Here is a 15,254-nt window from a genome sequence, read left to right as displayed (position 1 = left end):
CCATGGACGACGAGGGCGTCTACACGGCCGGGCGCGCCGGGCACATCCGCAGCTTCGTGCGCCGCCAGGGAAGGCTGTCGAACGCCCAGGAGCGCTATCACGAGCAGATGATGGGCACGATCGGCGTGCCCTACGTCGCCCGCATGCTCGATCTCGACGCCGTTTTCGGCCGGCGGGCGCCGAGGATTCTCGAGATCGGCTTCGGCATGGGCGAGACCTCGGCGGAAATCGCCGCCCGCCATCCCGAGAACGACTACCTCGGCGTGGAAGTGCATACGCCGGGAGTCGGCAGCCTTTGCAAACTGGTCGCCGAGAACGGTCTCGGCAACGTGCGCATCGTCCAGCACGACGCCGTCGAAGTGGTCCGCGACATGATCGCTCCCGGGTCGCTCGCCGGCGTGCATCTGTTCTTCCCCGACCCGTGGCCGAAGAAGCGCCACCACAAGCGGCGTCTGCTCCAGGCACCTTTCGTCGCGCTGCTCGTCAGCCGGTTGCAGCCTGGCGGCTACGTCCATTGTGCGACCGACTGGGAAGACTACGCGCAGCAGATGCTCGCCGTGCTCGCCGCCGAGCCGCTGCTCGAGAACACCGCGGCCGACTTCGCCGCACGTCCGTCGGGTCGCCCGCAGACGCGCTTCGAGGCGCGCGGTCTGGGTCTCGGGCACGGTGTGCGCGATCTCGTCTTCCGCCGGCGGGCGGGGTCATTCGAGCCGGAAGACGACGGGCAGGATCAACTCGCGTGAATGGGCCCAGTTCACCCGGCCCATCTTCTGCGCAGCCTTGAGCGCAGCCTGGTCGAGGATCGCGTGGCCGCTGCTCGCCGCGACGCTGACGTCGACGATCCGGCCGTCGTCGGCCAGCGTCAGGAGCAGGCGGACTTCGCCTTGGATGCCGCGGGCGACCGCTTCCGGAGGGTAGTAGAGGTGCTCGGAGATCTTGCGCTGCGCGGCTTCGACCCGTCGTCTGGCGGTCTCGCGGTTGGCCGGGCCCGGACGCAGCACGGGCGGCGTCGCGACCGGCGGGCGATCGCCAGCGTCGAGGGTGTTCTTGAGCAGCGCGTCGTCGCGTTCGTGCCGGGCCGGCTCGGGCAGGCGCAGATCCCCGGCGATCACCCGGGGCGCCGGCGGGGGGCTCAGTCTGATCGCGTTCCAGAACAGCAGGCCAGCGTGCATGACGAGCGAGCAGGCAAGGGCGAGGAGCAGGCGGGATGACATCGACCGACATTTTGAAGCAAAAAGCGGCGCACGAGGGCGGCGTTCCGGTCTGCCGGTGCGCTTCGCGGCGGTCTCCGGAGAAGATCACGGAGGGACTCTTCGCCACGCTGGCCCGGTGGCTCGTCGGGCTCTGCTGGTTGATCGCCGCCGGCGCGTCGGCACAGGTCCCGGCGCCCGACCCGTTGAGCTTCGAGTTCGCCATCGAGCGCGGCGATCTGCGCAAGGTCCGCGACTGGCTCGACGCCGGGCTCAACGCCGAATACCAGGCCGCGCACATCGGCACCGGCCTGATGGTTGCCGCCTGGTACGGCAACATCGAGATGATGGCGCTGTTCGTCGAGCGCGGCGCCGACGTTCGGCGGGCCAACCGCTACGGCGAGCAGCCGCTGCAGCTCGCCGCCTGGAACGGCCATCACGACGCCGTCCGCTGGCTGCTCGATCATGGTGCGCCGCTCGAACGCGAGGGACGGCAGTGGGGAGCGCTGCACTACGCGGTGTTCAACGGGCATGGAAAGGTCGCCGACGACCTGCTGGCGCGTGGCGCGAACGTCAACGCGCGCGCGCCGAATGGCGCAACACCGCTGATGCTCGCTGCGCGCGAGGGACAAGAAGCTCTGGCCCGGGTGCTGCTCGAATCGGGTGCCGACGCGAAGCTGCAGAGCGACTGGGGAGACACGCCGCTGACCATGGCGATGCGCTACGATCACCTGCGCATCGCCAGGATGATCTCCTCGCCCGAGGAGTTCGCGATCGCCGTCAAGGCGCCGAAGGAGAGCTTTGGCGAGGCGACGCGCTCGGCGGCGGTGCCGGCGGCCGTCGAGGCGATTCTGCGCGAGATCCGCCTCGCCGAGTCCGAAGGGCGACCGAGCGAGGAGCTGCACCGCAAGCTGCGCGAGGCGATGAGCGAACTGCGCCGCGCGTCACCGGCAGTCGTCCAGCGGCCGATGCCGCGACCGTATCAGCCACCGTCGATGGTCATCACCGCGCGCCGCGCGCAGCCCGGTGCCGAGCGCGCGCAGCTGGTCGTCGACGGCGCACCGGGGGCCGTCCCGCGCGCTGCGCCTCCCGGCAAGGCGACCGACCCGGCAGCGGTCGCGCGCACGGCGGCCAGCGCCCGGGCGGCCGAACTGCTGCGGCAGATCCGTGTCGCCGAAGCTCAGGGAAAGCCGACCGACGAACTCAGGCGGCAGCTCGCCGAGACCGTCGAGACGCTCAAGCCCTGATCCCTGCCGATCGTTCTACGGGCGATCGGCGAGGAACAGCTGCAACAGCCGGTTCAGGAAACGTCGCCCCCGGTCGGTCGGCGCGATGCGCTGTTCGCTGCGCGCGATCAGTCCGGAGCTTTCCGCTGCGTGCAATTCCTTCCCGATCTGTGACAGCGGGAGTCCGGTACGCTGCTCGAAGAGGGCCGGAGCGAAGCCGTCGATCAGCCGCAGCGCGTTGAGCATGAACTCGAAGGGCAGGTCCTCGACGGCGACGACCGTCTCGTCCTGCAGCGGCGCGCCGCCGGCGACCCGGCTCAGATACTGCCCGGGATTCTTCCAGCGCATCTGGCGCAGGATCCGGTCGTGGAGCGTCAGTTTGCTGTGGCCGCCGGCGCCGATTCCCAGGTAGTCGCCGAAGTGCCAGTAGTTCAGGTTGTGCCGGCATTGCGCACCGGGTCGGGCGAACGCCGAGGTCTCGTAGTGGACGTAGCCGGCCTCGGCGAGTCCTGCCTCGATCGCCTGCTGCATCTCGGCACCGGCATCGTGGTCGGGGAGGGCCGGCGGCCGCGCGGCGAAGGCGGTGTTTTCTTCGATGGTCAGCTGGTAGCACGACACGTGCGGCGGCGAGAAGGCCAGCGCCGCTTCGAGATCGGCGACCGCGTCGTCGACAGTCTGCCCGGGCAGGCCGTACATCAAGTCGAGGTTGAAGTTGTCGAAGTGGCGCCTGGCGAGGTCGATCGCCCGGCGCGCTTCGCGCTCGTCGTGGATCCGTCCGAGGGCCTCGAGTTGCCGGCCGGCGAAGCTCTGGATGCCGAGCGACAGCCGGTTGACCCCGGCTGCGCGATAGTCCGAGAAGCGGCTGGCCTCGGCCGTTCCGGGGTTGGCCTCGAGGGTGATCTCCGCGCCGGCGATCAGCGGCAAGCGGCTGCGCAGCGCAGCGAGCAGCTCGTCGACGGCGCGTCCCGAAAGGAGGCTCGGCGTCCCGCCGCCGATGAACACGCTGTCGACGCGTCGCCCCCAGACCACCGGCAGCGCGCTCTCAAGGTCGGCGACCAGCGCCGCGAGGTATTCGGCCTCGTTTGGCAGCGCGTTTCGTGCTCGGCCACTGTCGTCCAGTGACAGCGCATGCGAATTGAAGTCGCAGTAGGGGCACTTGCGCACGCACCACGGCACGTGGACATAGAGCGACAGCGGTGGCGGGCCGCGAAAGCGGAGCGGTGTCGCAGCCGGCGTGCCGCCAGCGACCTCGGCGACCAGCGGGATGACCCGCCGGGGCCGGTCGGCGGGCATCAGCGCCGCGTCTGCAGGCGCTCGACGAGCCGGGCCAGCGCCTGACCGCGGTGCGACCGGCGGTTCTTGTCAGCGGCGTCGAGTTCGGCGGCGGTTCGGTCGAGGTCGCGGAGGTAGAATACCGGGTCGTAGCCGAAACCGTCTTCGCCGCGCGGCTCGCTGCAGATCTCGCCGGTCCATTCCCCCTCGGCGATCAGCGGCTGCGGATCGTCGGCGTGGCCGACGAAGACGATCACCGCGACGAAGCGTGCCTTGCGGTTTGCCGTACTGCCCAGTTCGTCGAGCAGCTTCCGGTTGTTGCGCGCGTCCGAGCGCGGCTCTCCCGCGTAGCGCGCCGACTGGACTCCCGGAGCGCCGCCGAGCGCATCGACGCACAATCCCGAGTCATCGGCCAGCGCCGGCAGACCGCTGAGCCGCGACGCGTGCCGGGCCTTGGCGAGCGCGTTTTCGACGAAAGTGCAGTGGGGTTCGTCGGCTTCCGGAACGCCGAGCTCTCCCTGGGCGACGAGTTCCCAGCCGAGTGGCGCGAGGATCGCGTCGAGTTCCCTGAGCTTGCGAGCGTTGTTCGAGGCGAGGACGAGTTTCATGGGCAGAGTGCCGCTTTCTGGTGGTCGATCAGTTCGGCTATTCCGGCGCTGGCCAGGTCGAGCAGCCGATCCATCTGCTGACGCGAGAAGGGCGTGCCTTCGGCGGTCGCCTGGACCTCGACGATCCCGCCGCGGCCGGTCATCACGACGTTCATGTCGGTGTCGCAGTGCGCGTCTTCGGCGTAATCGAGGTCGAGCACCGGCGTTCCCCGGTAGATGCCGACCGAGACCGCGGCGACCTGGTCGCGGACCGGGTTGGCGGCAATCTTCCTGCGGCTGACGAGGTCGGCGCACGCCTCATGGAGGGCCAGCCAGGCGCCGGTGATCGCCGCGCAGCGCGTACCTCCGTCGGCCTGCAGCACGTCGCAGTCGAGCGTCACCTGGCGCTCGCCGAGAGCCCGGAGGTCGATCACCGCGCGCAGCGCGCGACCGATCAGCCGCTGGATCTCCTGCGTCCGGCCGCTCTGCCGGCCGTTGGCCGCTTCGCGTCCGGTGCGCGTATGCGTCGACCGCGGCAGCATCCCGTACTCGGCGGTCACCCAGCCCTGACCCGAGCCGCGCAGGAACTGGGGAACGAGTTCCTCGACGCTCGCCGTGCACAGGACCCGTGTGTCGCCGACCTCGATCAGCACCGAGCCTTCGGCGTGACGCGTAAACCGCCGGGTGATCCGCACGCTGCGCAACTGGCCGGGCAGACGGTGACTCGGGCGCATGACCGTTCCGCTCGGCTAGCGGGAGTACTTGTGGATCGTCGAGCGGATCTCGTCGATCGCCCGCTCGATCTCCTCGTCGGTCAGCTCGCTGCGCCGCTGAGGATGGCGACCGAACTCGTTCATCCGCGTGGTCACCGTATGGCGCGGCATCGTCTTCGTCGAGATCAGACTACTGTCGCTGTTCGTCTCTTCGGAGTAGCTGTCGCCCCAGCGGACGGCGATGATCGACAGGTTGTCGGCCGTCGGGCCGCCGCGTGCTTCGGCTTCGGTGAGCAGATCCGGAACGGCGTGCAACGGGTCGGCCGACTTGAAGGCGAGCGCCAGGCGGTCTGCGCTCAGCGAACTCCAAACGCCGTCGGTGCACAACACCAGAACGTCTCCCTCCTCGAGCGTCGCCTTGCGCGAGAAGTCAATCTGCGGATTCTGTTTGCCGCCGAGGCAGCCGTAGATCTTGTTGCGGTCGGGATGGCCGATCATCTCTTCCTCGCTGATCATCCCCTGATCGAACAGCAGACGAACGCGCGAGTGATCGCGGGTCTGCATCGCGATCCGGCCATTGCGCATCAGGTACAACCGCGAATCGCCGGAATGGGCCCAGTGCGCGACGCTGTTCTGGACGATGCACGCGACGCAGGTGGTCCGCGGCGAGTCGGCCAGGCGGTGCCTGCCGGCGAAATCGACGATCCCGCGATGGGCATTGAGCAGGCCGGTCTGCAGGAAGAGGAAGGGGTCGTCGATGCGCGGTTTCGCCTCGCGCGAAAAGGCCTCGGTCAGCGTCTGGACGGCGATCTGTGCGGCCACTTCGCCGTAGTAGTGGCCCCCCATGCCGTCGGCGACGACCATCAGCAGGGCGTCGCGTGAATAGCAGTAGGCAAGGCGATCCTCGTTGTTGGCCCGCTTGCCGATTCGCGAATCCTGATAGATCGTGAACTTCATGCGTCGCGCGCCCTCTTCAGCCGGCCGACCACCTGTCCGAGCCACGACTCCCTGACCGCTTCTGCCGGAGGCGGAGTCGGCGAGACGACCGGCTCGGTCAGCGCCTTCTGCAGGGCGAAGGCGCTCTGCGGGCGATAGCGATGGTTGAGGCACATGCACCAGTCGATCGTTTCGAGCAGTTGGTCGGAATACCGTCCCTCCCAGCGGACCATCGCCGGGACCATGCGGTCCTTCTCCATGCGCTCGTTGGCCGGCTGGGGCGTCGCTCCGGAGATGCACGCATACATCGATGCTCCGACGCTGTAGATGTCGCTCCACGGACCGAGCAGATCGCGCTGGTGATAGTGTTCCGGCGAGGCGAAGCCGGGCGTATACATCGGTTTGAGCATCGGCGTGTCGCAGGCCAGTGTCTGTCGGGCAGCCCCGAAGTCGATCAGTACCGGAATGTGGTTGTTGCGCATATAGACGTTCGACGGCTTGAGGTCCAGATGCAGCAGGCGGTGCGTGTGGACTTCGCGCAGCCCGTTGAGCATCTTGGTGAATACGTTGCGGATGAAGTTCTCGGTGACCGTCGCCCGGTTCTTCTGGATCATGTCCTGCAGCGTCCGGCCATGTTCGTACTCCATGACCATGTACACGGTTTCGTTGGCGCGAAAAAAGTTGAGCACGCGGACGACGTTCGGATGCGAAAGGCCGGCCAGCGCGCGACCTTCTTCGAAGAAACACTTCATCCCGTAACGGAATGCAGGCAGATGCTCCTCGGAAATGATCGGCGCCGTCTGCCCCTCCTTGCGCAGCGCCAGCGTGTTCGGAAGGTACTCCTTGATCGCCACGCGGCTGCCCTCGGAATCCCTGGCCAGATAGACGATCGAGAACCCACCTAGCGACAGTTGCCGCTCGATGAGATACTCATCGAGTTGGAAACCGGCGGGAAGAGGGTGGTTCGCTTGTTGCGCCATCCGGGTCAGGGCTATCATTCGCGTGGTCCGGCATTGTCCGGTTTTTGTGGGGACGCTGTAAAGGCGCCGGTTTGCCACAACACTCTTCGTGGTCAGGAGTCCGATGATCTTCAGCATGACCGGCTATGCCGCGAGGACGCGGAACGTCAGGGGAGGCGCGGTGCATGTCGAGTTCAGGGGCGTCAATTCCCGCTACCTCGACTGCTACTTCCGGATTGCCGACGAATTGCGTCTCGCCGAACCGGCGTTGCGCGAACTGATCGCCGGACGCCTTTGCCGGGGCAAGATCGAGTGCCGGGTCAGCTTCGTCCCGGCTTCCGGCGACGAGCATCCGGTGACCCTGAATGCCGGGCTGCTCGAACGTCTGAAGGTTTTCGAGGGCCAGGTGCGCAGCGTATTGCCGCAGGCCGCGCCGCTCGCCGTCGTCGATGTCCTGCGCTGGCCGGGAATCTTCGGCGAGGAAGCGATCGACATCGGCACGGTCGTTCCGGCGTGCCTCGCGGTGGCCGGCGAAGCGCTCGCCGACTTCGTTGCCAGCCGCGCGCGCGAAGGCGAAAAGCTCGCCGCGGTGATCCTCGACCGCGTCGCGCGGATGCGCGTGCTCGCCCGTGAAGTCGCGCCGCTGATCCCGTCGGCGCAGGCCGCGTTCAACGAGAAGCTCCGCGAACGGTTGCTCGAAGCCGTTCAGGCCGTCGACGACGAGCGGATCCGCCAGGAAGTCGCCGTCTTCGCCGCGCGGATCGACGTCGCCGAGGAACTCGCCCGGCTCTCGGCGCACCTTGACGAGGTCGAGCGGGTGATCGGCGCCGGCGGAAGCTGCGGCAAGCGCCTCGACTTCCTGATGCAGGAACTCAACCGTGAAGCAAACACACTCGGCGCAAAGTCGCTGGTCAGCGAAGTCTCGCAGGCGGCGATCGAGTTCAAACTGCTGATCGAGCAGATGCGCGAGCAGGTGCAGAACCTGGAGTAGTCGCTTGCCGACTGCCGGACCATCAGCGCCGGCACGAAGGGGCGAGCGAGGGGGTCAGGTCTTGACTTTTGCGCGGACGACCGGATTGGCGGTCGCGGCCTGGCCGGCCGCGCAGCAGCCGGTGCAGTCATTCAGGGGCACCGGGCGCTCGGCCTGAGGCGACGGTATTTCGAGGAGTTCCAGGCCGGGTTCACGGCACAGCGCCTCGGCGCCGCAAGCTCTGACGCTTTCCGTGTCGGAGACTTCTTTCGGATAAACGATTCATCCGGTCGAAGTCAGTAGTCATCGAATGCATCGTTATAGACTTCGGGCGGCTCGTTGCATGCAGGTCAGCAGATGCCAGGCGACGGGCGGCGGCGATGATCTCTGGATCGCAGCGCACGCTTTGGCCGAGGGCGCCGTGCTCGTCACGAACAACGAAGGCGCGTTCGGCCGGACTGGAGCTCCGGCGATCGACGACTGGTGCGCAAGAAGGCGACGAGGGCCGCCGTCTGGCCGGACCACCCTCATAGCCACATGGCGCGCATCCGTGCGGCGAGGTCGAGCACCTGCTGCCTGGCGTCCTCGACACCGGGCGCGGCGTCGGCCGGCTTTGGCCAGGTGATCTGTGCGAAGTGGCCGAGCAGCGCATGCGGAATGAAGCGCGTGCGGCTGGCGTAGACGTGGCGATCGCCGAGGCCGGGCTGGTGGCCGGTGTAGAAGCGCTGCGGGACGATCAGGTCGAGTTCGTCGCGCGCGCGGGTCATCGCCACGTAGAGCAGGCGGCGTTCCTCCTCGATCCCGGCGGTCGAGCCGGTGGCCATGTCCGACGGAATGCAGCCGTCGACGGCATTGAGGATCGTCACCGCGGTCCATTCCTGTCCTTTCGCCGAGTGGATCGTCGACAGGACGAGGTAATCGTCGTCGAGCAGTGGTGGCCCGGCTTCGTCGCTGGTCGCCTCGGGCGGATCGAGTGTCAGCTCGGTCAGAAAGCGTTCGCCGGCGGGATAGGTCATGGCGATGCGCGCGAGTTGCTCGATGTCGGCCAGGCGAACCGCCGCTTCGTCGTGCAGGCGGTCGATCTGCGTCGCGTACCAGGCGCAGATCCGGTCGAAGAGCGCCGGCCAGGGTGGGCCGTCGGGCCCGCAGGTCGCGATCAGCGCGGCGAACTCGAGCCAAGCGACGCGCGCGCCTTCGGGGACCGGCTGGTCGGCGAGCAGCGTCGAACCCGGGGCGGCGTCGGCGACGTTGGCGAGCACGCGGCTCGCGGTCTTCGGACCGATCCCGGCGACGAGCTGGACGGCGCGGAAGCCGGCGATCCGGTCGCGCGGGTTCTGTGCCCAGCGCAGGATCGCCAGCACGTCCTTGACGTGCGCCGCTTCGAGAAAGCGCAGCCCGCCGAACTTGACGAACGGGATGTTGCGCCGGGTCAGCTCGATCTCGAGGCGCGCGCTGTGGCTCGCCGTGCGGAAGAGAACCGCCTGCGCCTTCAGCGGGATGCCGCGCTCGCGGCGGGCGAGCGTCTGGTCGACGACGAACTCGACCTGGTCGGCGTCGTCGCGGAGCGAAACGAGCCGCGGCTTCGCCGATGACGGTCGGTCGCTCCACAGGTTCTTGGCGTAGCGCTCGGCCGCGAGCGCGATGACCGCGTTGGCCGCGGCGAGGATCGGCTGCGTCGAGCGGTAGTTGCGTTCGAGCGTCAGGCGCTCAGCCGGCGGGGCGAACTGCGCGGGAAAGTCGAGGATGTTGCGCACGGTCGCGCCGCGGAACGCGTAGATCGCCTGCGCGTCGTCGCCGACGACGGTCACGCCTCGGCCGTCCGGCTTGATCCCCAGGAGGATGCTCGCCTGCAGCCGGTTGGTGTCCTGATACTCGTCGACGAGCAGGTGAGTGAAGCGCTCGCCGATCTCGGCGCCGAGCTCCGCGTCGCCGACCATCTGCGCCCAGTAGAGCAGCAGGTCGTCGTAGTCGAGCACCTGCTGGCTCTGTTTCGCTTCGACGTACTGCTGGAAGAGCTGGCGCAGTTCGGATTCCCATTCGCTGGACCACGGAAAGCGCCCCTGCAGCACGTCGGCGAGCGAATCCCGGGTGTTGATCACCGCCGAGTAGATCGCCAGGCAGCTTCCCTTGAGCGGGAAGCGCCGGGTCTTCGCCGAGAAGCCCAGCTGGTGGCGGACGAGGTTGATCAGGTCGGCCGAGTCCTGCCGGTCGTGGATCGTGAACGCCGGGTCGAGGCCGATCCGTCCGGCGTACTCGCGCAGCAGGCGCGCGCCGACGCTGTGAAAGGTTCCCGCCCAGGGCAGCGCGGCCGAGCCCGGCCGGCGGACGAGCAGCCGCTCGACGCGGCGGCTCATTTCCGCTGCGGCGCGCCGCGAGAAGGTGAGCAGCAGGATTCGGCCGGGATCGACGCCGCCGGCGACGAGCTGCACAACGCGCTGGGCGAGGGTGCTCGTCTTGCCCGAGCCGGCGCCGGCGATGATCAGCAGCGGTGGGTGTGCGGTCGCCTCGCCGGCCTGCCCGCGGCCAGCGACCCCAAAGGTCGCCGCGAGTCGCTGGGCATCGTTGAGCGTCGCCAGCGGGTCTGCGGACTGGCCGCTCGCCCGGCCGAGCCGTGACGCGGCCGCGCCCGGAGGCAATGACCCAGGCGACGACTTACGCTTGTCGATCGGCAACGGCGGCTTCTCCGATACTGTCCTTATCGACAGTATAACGCGCTCGAACGAACGGCGACTGTGTCCGTCGCCCGATCTCGCACGCAGCTGTGGCGCCGCCGGGCTCCGCTCGGACCCCGGCGGTCCGATCAGTCGGCCGAGGCGACGAAGCGCTCGCGCAGCGTCTCGATCCGTTGCCGGTTGACCTGGAGGTCGTGATAGCCGAGACGCGACGCCGAGCGGACATGGATCACGCCCTGGCGAGCGTCGAGCCAGAACTCGGCGTCGTCGACGAAGCCGAGCAGGCGCGAGCGGTACTGCGCGTACAGGTAGTCGGGCCGGCTTTCGACGACCGTCGCGCCGGATTGCGCCTCGACGATCGCCTTCAGCCTTGCGAGCTTCGCCTGGCCGTCGCCGGGCGCGGGCAGCGGGGCGATGTAGGCGTCGTCTCGCCGCGGGTGATCCGGCCAAAGACGAGCCTGGCTGCTGACGCTGTTCGGCGTCGTCGACGGCGCCTTGAGTCGCCCGTCGCGCACTCCGAGGTCTCCGGGAGGCGTGCCGGCGAGCAGCCCGAACTGTCCGACGGCGAGCAGCAGCGCGCCGACCACGCCGAGCGCGATGGCCAGCCGGTTGAGGATTCTCGTCACCTGTTCTCCAGAACGGTTGGCAACAGCACGCCGGGACTCCGCTGGCGAGCAAGCGAGCTTGGCCCGCGACCGTGCGCAAGAGTATAGTCCGGTCACTTGCCGAGCGCAGCCGAGCTCGGCGGGAGCCAAGCGCGGGCGATCGACCCGAACAAGCAACTGCCGGACGTCGCGGCCGGCTCGGGGCTGTCTTGCGTCTGGCGGCGGGCTGCCGATGGTCGATTTCCGGGAGAGATCCAGATGGTGCTCGAAGACGAATCCTCGCCGGATCGGCTGATCGCGCGCGTCGCGAGCGGGGACTCGTGCGACGGGCGCACGATCATGCTCGATCCGGGTCGTCTCGCCGGGCTCGTCGCGCAGCGGACGCGCAGCGCGATCGACGAAGGCGCTCTGCAGCGCATCGAAACCGGCGAAGAGATCGTCGAGGACCGGGGAGTGCGCTTCGTCGTCCGCACGGCGTCGAGCCTGCGCCGCAAGAGCGTTGCCGCGAGGCTGCCGACGGCCGGCGAAACGCCGCGCAACCCGTTCCTGCCGCCCGAGCCGGCGCTGACCGTCGCCGAGGTCTCGCCCGGCCACATCGCCGTGCTCAACAAGTTCAACGTCCTCGACGGTCACCTGCTGCTCGTCACGAGCGCCTTCGAGGACCAGCGGACGCTGCTCGGTCCGGCGGACTTCGCCGCGTGGTGCGCCTGCCTCGCCGAGTATCCGGGGCTCGGCTTCTACAACGGCGGACCCGAGGCCGGGGCGAGCCAGTCGCACAAACACCTGCAGATCGTCCCGTTACCGCTGTCGATGGCTGAGCCGGGCGTGCCGATCGCCGCGCTGTTCGGCGGCGAGGGCCCGGCGTGCCCGGCGATTCCGTTCGCCCACGGCTTCGCCAGGCTGCGCTCTGCGCGCGCAGGCGACCTCGTGTCCGTGGGCAGCGAGGCGCATGCGCTCTATCGACGGCTGCTCGCCGACCTGGGCATCGGCGCGATCCGCCGCGACGGTCGCGAGTGGCAGTCGGCGCCGTACAACCTGCTCCTCACCCGGGACTGGATGCTCGTCGTCCCGAGGCGCTGCGAATCGTGGCAGGGAATCTCGATCAATGGCCTCGGGTTCGCCGGTTCGCTTTTCGTTCGCCATACGGGCGAGCTCGAGCGGATCCGCCGGCACGGCCCGATGGGCGTCCTGCAGACGGTTTCCGGGCGCTGACCCACAGCACCCGGGGGGCATGCAGACTGCCACGCGCTCGCTGCGCAGGCTCGTCGCCCGCTCAGTCGCCGGCAAATGCCCGCTGAAGTTCTTCGCGCAGTTCCGCTTCGCGCCCGGCGTAGCGCGGCGAGAAGTGGAACGGGACGACGCTGCGTACGCCGGCGGCCCGCGCGATCCGCCCGGCCTGACGCGCGGTCAGGTGGAACTTGCGGGCGGCGTGCGCGGCGTCGGCGTCGAGGAAGACGGCCTCGATGTACAACACGTCGGCGTGATCGGCGAGCCGCGCGATTCGCCGGGCGTTCTCCTCGTGGTCGACGACGTCGGTGACGTAGGCGATGCGCGTTCCCGGGACGACGCGAAGCGCCGGTTTCAACTCGCCGAGGGTCAGCGTCGGTTCGCCGCCCCCGGCCCCGGTCGCGCGGATCGGCGTGTCGTCGTCGAGGCCGCTGATCACCGCGCGTTTGAGTTTCTGCAGCCACGGCCCGACGACCAGCCCCATTTCGCCGAGGCGATTCTTCCAGAGGTTGACGTGCGCGTGTTCCTCGAGCAGAAAGCCGAGGACCGGAACCTCGTGGTCGAGGAAAACGGCGCGCACGCGAAAGCCGCCGGTGTCGATGAGCACCCCGCCGGTCTCTTCGCTGGCTTCGCCGGCTTCGCGCCGGAAGCGCTCGCGGCACGCGAACTTTGCGCGTTCGAGTCGGCCGTCAGGCCACAGCTCGCCGACCTCGAGCGTGAAGTTGCCCGCGTAGTTGTGCACCAGGTTCCAGGTATAGGCAGCGAGCTTGGCTTCGACCTGGGCAAGGATTCCCGGCGGACCGTACAGCTCGACGGCGTTCGGCCGGCCGAGCGAGACGCGCAGCAACCAGTCGAAACCCATGAAGTGGTCCAGGTGCATGTGCGAGACGAAGACGTGGCTGGTGCGCAGGATCTTGCGTGGGGCCAGCGCGCGCAGGTCGCCGAGGTCGAAGAGCAGTGCGCGCTTCTCGAAGAGGAAGTCGACGAGCAGCGCCGGGTCGCCGGAAGGGGGGTTGACGAGTTCGACGCGGAACGAAGGGCGCATTCAGGCGGACGAGGCTCGCGGTCAGGGTTCAGTCGGCGAAGCGCGCGCGCCGCGACCGCCGGTCGAGCCGCCGCAATCCATTCGCTTCGGCCATGGCCAGCGCCTCGCGGTATTCGTCCGAGGACAGCGGCCGCGAAAGTTCGGGGAAGTCGTCGGCGCGGTAACACGGGCGGTACTGGTCCATCAGGTTGAGGTAGGTGTTCCGCGAAAGCTCATCGGCGACGAAGCGGAGCACCTCGCCGGTTCCGGAGATTCCGTTGGGCAGGACCAGATGGCGGACGAGCAGCCCGCGTCGCGCGAGTCCGCTCTCGTCGACGACGAGGTCGCCGACCTGCCGGTGCATCGCCTTGACCGCCGCGCGATTGACCGCGACATGGTCGCGCACCCGCGAATAGCGGCGCGCGAGCAGCGGGTCGCCGTACTGCATGTCCGGCATGTAGATGTCGATGATTCCTGCGAGCAGCGCGAGCGCTTCGAGGCTGTCGTAGCCGCCGGTGTTGTAGACCAGCGGCAGGCGTAGCCCGTCGTTGGCGGCGAGGGCGACGGCGGCGATGATCTGCGCGACGACGTGGCTCGGCGAGACGAGGTTGATGTTGTGGCAGCCCTGCGCCTGCAGCGAGAGCATGATCCGCGCGAGTTCGGCCGGATCGACCTCGCGCCCGCTGCCGCGCTGCGAGATGTCCCAGTTCTGGCAATACACACAGCGCAGATTGCACCAGGAGAAGAAGATCGTGCCCGATCCCGCCCAGCCCGAGAGGCATTCCTCTTCGCCGTGATGAGCGCCGTAGCTCGCCACGACCGCTCGTTCGCCGGAATGGCAGGCGACGCCGGCGAGCGTCTCACGGCGATTGACTCGACAATGGCGCGCGCAGAGGTCGCAATCCTCGAGACGTTGCCAGGCCTGCTCAGCGCGGCTCGTCAGCTCTCCGGAAGCGAGCAGCGCTCGATAGGCGGGAAGGGCGGAAGGCTTCGTGCTCATCGCTGTGAGTCAGTTTATACAAGCTGGCGCACGACGAGAAGACCCGCCGACGCGGGCGCCGTGCCCGGACCGACTGGCGCGGTCGCGGCGAGTCGATCGATAATCGCGCCTGTGGGTGGAATGGCTCCGCCGCGTCGGTGCAGCGGAGTGAGCGCATGGCAGGAGCGGTTGACGAAGACTCCGACGCCTTTCTCTCCCACCGTTCGAGAGGACAAGCCGATGGTCGAACGGCTTGCCGAGAAGCTCGTATACGTGCGCAAGAGCGTTCCCGAAATCATCGGCGAGCTGCTGCCGCGCGACGGCATCGAACTGCCGCCGGTGTCCCAGCTGATCGGCGCGACGATCACCCAGATCATCCGGCAGTGTCAGATCATGCACCCCGATCGCGACCCCGACGAAGTCGCGGGGAAGATCGGGGCCGCACGCGCGCCTACGAGGAGAAGTACTCGGCGCGCAGCGAGAAGGAGGACGAACGCCACCGCGCCTTCGATGACTGGGAAGCCGAGCTGCACGCGCTGCTGGGCCAGATCGGCATGCGCGATCTCGCGCACTCTCATGCGATCAACGTCGGGCTCGGCCACGGGCTCGAAAGACCGTTCTTCCATCGGGATGTCCAGGAACTCGTCGGCGTCGATCTCTCAGGCAAGGCGCTCGGCGAGGCCGCGCGGGTGCTGCCCGGCCTCGTCCCGCTTTGCGCTGCGGCCGAGCGAATGGCCGGAGTGGCGAGCAACGCGTTCGATCTGCATCTTTCCCGCGGACCTTGCAGTCGAGTTTCTTCGACATCGGCGAGGCCCTGCTCGAGGCCTGGCGAGTCCTGCGCAGCGGCGGGCGAGCGGTGGTTTCGGTGCCTCCGTCTATTTCGACCAGGGGCGC

15 protein-coding genes are annotated in these 15,254 nt (G+C 68.5%); 4 read left to right on the top strand and 11 right to left on the bottom strand.

The features are described from left to right. Positions 1 to 2: 2 nt before the first annotated feature. Positions 3 to 743 (top strand): tRNA (guanosine(46)-N7)-methyltransferase TrmB, encoded by a 741-nt coding sequence (gene trmB / locus NFW05_RS15545; protein WP_295308933.1) that lies wholly within the window; start codon positions 3 to 5, stop codon positions 741 to 743. Here trmB and NFW05_RS15540 read toward each other — a convergent pair. Then, complete coding sequence (locus NFW05_RS15540; RefSeq protein ID WP_295308931.1) at positions 702 to 1,214, bottom strand: energy transducer TonB; 513 nt, start codon at positions 1,212 to 1,214, stop codon at positions 702 to 704. The two genes, trmB and NFW05_RS15540, sit on opposite strands and share 42 nt — an antisense overlap. On the opposite strand from NFW05_RS15540, the gene NFW05_RS15535 reads away from it, so the two are divergent. Beyond that, entirely contained in the window at positions 1,208 to 2,437 is a 1,230-nt protein-coding gene (locus NFW05_RS15535; protein ID WP_295308928.1) for an ankyrin repeat domain-containing protein, read from the top strand. The genes NFW05_RS15540 and NFW05_RS15535 overlap by 7 nt on opposite strands. Positions 2,438 to 2,452: 15 nt before the next feature. Here the strand turns inward: NFW05_RS15535 and hemW are convergent, their stop codons facing one another. From hemW to NFW05_RS15510, 5 genes are read right to left on the bottom strand one after another with little or no spacing between them, the layout of a single operon-like run. Then, the gene (gene hemW, locus NFW05_RS15530) at positions 2,453 to 3,709 is read right to left on the bottom strand and encodes a radical SAM family heme chaperone HemW (protein ID WP_295308925.1); all 1,257 of its coding nucleotides are present in this window, start codon (positions 3,707 to 3,709) and stop codon (positions 2,453 to 2,455) included. Beyond that, the gene (gene rdgB, locus NFW05_RS15525) at positions 3,709 to 4,296 is read right to left on the bottom strand and encodes an RdgB/HAM1 family non-canonical purine NTP pyrophosphatase (protein ID WP_295308922.1); all 588 of its coding nucleotides are present in this window, start codon (positions 4,294 to 4,296) and stop codon (positions 3,709 to 3,711) included. Before rdgB ends, hemW begins: the two co-directional genes overlap by 1 nt. Beyond that, positions 4,293 to 5,009 (bottom strand): ribonuclease PH, encoded by a 717-nt coding sequence (gene rph / locus NFW05_RS15520; RefSeq protein WP_295308920.1) that lies wholly within the window; start codon positions 5,007 to 5,009, stop codon positions 4,293 to 4,295. The genes rdgB and rph overlap by 4 nt, the downstream gene beginning before the upstream one ends. Before the next feature lie 15 nt (positions 5,010 to 5,024). Beyond that, on the bottom strand, positions 5,025 to 5,945 hold the full coding sequence (locus NFW05_RS15515; RefSeq protein ID WP_295308917.1) for a protein phosphatase 2C domain-containing protein: 921 nt from the start codon (positions 5,943 to 5,945) through the stop codon (positions 5,025 to 5,027). After that, positions 5,942 to 6,904: a serine/threonine-protein kinase gene (locus NFW05_RS15510; protein ID WP_295309008.1), complete on the bottom strand. Its 963-nt coding sequence runs from the start codon at positions 6,902 to 6,904 to the stop codon at positions 5,942 to 5,944. Before NFW05_RS15510 ends, NFW05_RS15515 begins: the two co-directional genes overlap by 4 nt. A gap of 103 nt (positions 6,905 to 7,007) precedes the next feature. Here NFW05_RS15510 and NFW05_RS15505 point away from each other — a divergent pair, with 103 nt between their 5' ends. Beyond that, positions 7,008 to 7,874: a YicC/YloC family endoribonuclease gene (locus tag NFW05_RS15505; RefSeq protein WP_295308915.1), complete on the top strand. Its 867-nt coding sequence runs from the start codon at positions 7,008 to 7,010 to the stop codon at positions 7,872 to 7,874. 506 nt (positions 7,875 to 8,380) lie between these two features. On the opposite strand, the gene NFW05_RS15500 is transcribed toward NFW05_RS15505, so the two are convergent. Both NFW05_RS15500 and NFW05_RS15495 read right to left on the bottom strand, forming a co-directional pair. Beyond that, a complete protein-coding gene (locus tag NFW05_RS15500; protein WP_295309005.1) occupies positions 8,381 to 10,429 on the bottom strand; it encodes an ATP-dependent helicase in 2,049 nt (682 codons plus the stop codon). Between the two features lie 224 nt (positions 10,430 to 10,653). Further along, entirely contained in the window at positions 10,654 to 11,151 is a 498-nt protein-coding gene (locus NFW05_RS15495) for a DUF1499 domain-containing protein (RefSeq protein ID WP_311104713.1), read from the bottom strand. A gap of 237 nt (positions 11,152 to 11,388) precedes the next feature. Here NFW05_RS15495 and NFW05_RS15490 point away from each other — a divergent pair, with 237 nt between their 5' ends. Next, entirely contained in the window at positions 11,389 to 12,342 is a 954-nt protein-coding gene (locus NFW05_RS15490; protein WP_295308912.1) for a phosphorylase, read from the top strand. A gap of 61 nt (positions 12,343 to 12,403) precedes the next feature. On the opposite strand, the gene NFW05_RS15485 is transcribed toward NFW05_RS15490, so the two are convergent. Genes NFW05_RS15485 through NFW05_RS15475 form a run of 3 tightly spaced genes read right to left on the bottom strand, consistent with a single transcriptional unit; the run spans position 12,404 to position 14,737 of the window. Next, a complete protein-coding gene (locus NFW05_RS15485; protein ID WP_295308910.1) occupies positions 12,404 to 13,402 on the bottom strand; it encodes an MBL fold metallo-hydrolase in 999 nt (332 codons plus the stop codon). A gap of 28 nt (positions 13,403 to 13,430) precedes the next feature. Next, positions 13,431 to 14,381 carry a radical SAM protein gene (locus NFW05_RS15480; RefSeq protein ID WP_295308907.1) on the bottom strand — a complete coding sequence of 317 codons (951 nt, stop codon included), beginning with the start codon at positions 14,379 to 14,381 and terminating at the stop codon, positions 13,431 to 13,433. A 14-nt stretch (positions 14,382 to 14,395) separates the two neighbouring features. Continuing rightward, the gene (locus NFW05_RS15475; protein ID WP_295308904.1) at positions 14,396 to 14,737 is read right to left on the bottom strand and encodes a hypothetical protein; all 342 of its coding nucleotides are present in this window, start codon (positions 14,735 to 14,737) and stop codon (positions 14,396 to 14,398) included. Positions 14,738 to 15,254 lie beyond the last annotated feature (517 nt).

The organism is Accumulibacter sp., from assembly GCF_023806625.1.
In the GTDB taxonomy this organism is placed as follows: domain Bacteria; phylum Pseudomonadota; class Gammaproteobacteria; order Burkholderiales; family Rhodocyclaceae; genus Accumulibacter.
This window is presented reverse-complemented; position numbering and strand designations above follow the sequence as displayed.